At 68.7% G+C, this 1,395-nt stretch carries 1 protein-coding gene and 1 pseudogene; one reads left to right on the forward strand and one right to left on the reverse strand.

The window, feature by feature from the left end:
• A pseudogene (locus tag AOK22_RS28980) lies at positions 1–961 on the reverse strand (M1 family metallopeptidase); the annotation flags it as partial.
• 202 nt (positions 962–1,163) lie between these two features.
• Here AOK22_RS28980 and AOK22_RS43075 point away from each other — a divergent pair.
• On the forward strand, positions 1,164–1,395 hold a 232-nt coding region (locus AOK22_RS43075; protein WP_244165105.1), incomplete at its 3' end, for a hypothetical protein.

Here is a 1,395-nt window from a genome sequence, read left to right on the forward strand (position 1 = left end):
GGGCCAGCTCGTGGACGACGATGGAGGCGTTGGAGCCGTTGGAGAACGCGGACGGGCTGTAGAACGGCCGCGTCTGGGTCTCCAGGGCGTAGCTGCTCTTCACGTTCGGGACGTAGCCGCCGAGCGCGTTGAACGGGTACTTCCCGTAGATCGTCTCCAGCCACTCGGCGATCTCGGTGGTCCGCTCGATGCTGGCGCGCGCCGAGCCCGCGTTGTCGCCGAGGTCCTTGCTGTAGGCGTTGAGAACCGGAAGACCGGACTCCGTCTTGTCGGTCGTGATGTCGAACTTGCCGACCGCGAGCGTGGCCAGGTAGCTGGCCTGCGGCTTGTTCGAACGCCAGTTGTAGCGGGTCCAGCCCAGCTTCGAGCTCTGCGACTGGAGCACGCCGTTGGAGATCGCCTGCGTGCCGTCCGGCACGGCCACCGACACGTCGTACGTCGCCTTGTCCAGCGGGTGGTCGTTGGACGGGAACCACCACACGGCCGACTCCGGCTCCTGCGCCGCGACGCCGCCGTCGGGCGTGCGATGCCAGGCCGTGTAGCCGTTGATCCTCACCTCGGACGGCTTGCCGGCGTAGCGCACGACGACGGTGATCGGCGTGCCCTTCGCCAGCCCCGCGGCCGGAGTGATCTCCAGCTCCTGGTCGCCGGTCTGCGCGAACTTCGCCTTCTTGCCGTTCACCCGTACTTCGGAGACCTTGAGGCCGAGGTCGAGGTTGAAGCGCGAGAGGTTCTGCGTGGTGCGGGCGTTGATCGTCGCCGTACCTTCGAGGAGGTCGGTCGCGGGCTGGTACTTCAGCCGCAGATCGTAGTGCGAGACGTCGTATCCGCCGTTGCCGCTCGCCGGGTAGTAGGGGTCGCCGAGGCCCGGGGCCCCGGGGGAGAAGTCCGCCGCCGATGCCGGGATCGCCAGCAGGAGGGAGGCCGCGAGCGCGCCCGGGGCGATGAGTCTGCGGTGCACGAAAGCTCCAAGTCGTAGGGGCACATGATCGGTTGGTCCTGTTCGCCGAGCCTATTCAGCCCTTCCCTCGCACGTCATGTCCATGGCCTCACCCGTCACACGATCGCCATTCGGCCGACATGTGCCTTGATGTCCCACACTCCTGTCCCGGCTGCGTGCGGCCCCCTGTCGCACGGGAGTTCACCGGTGTACCTTCCGCGCCATGCCGATACGTGCGCGACGCACCCGCCTGCTGTGGAGATCGCTGCTTGCCGCGGCCCTGACCGCCCTGCTCGCCACCCTGGTGTCCCCGGGCGCCGCGCAGGGGGCCGCCGCGCCCCCGCGCACGCCGGGCCAGACCCCGGGCAATCCGGGCCAGAGCCCGGGCAAGCCGGGTGAGAGCAGACCCGTGTACTCGTACGAGGACGCGATACGCGAATCCGTATGGGTCGACA

Source organism: Streptomyces silaceus, from assembly GCF_001419745.1.
GTDB lineage: Bacteria > Actinomycetota > Actinomycetes > Streptomycetales > Streptomycetaceae > Streptomyces > Streptomyces silaceus.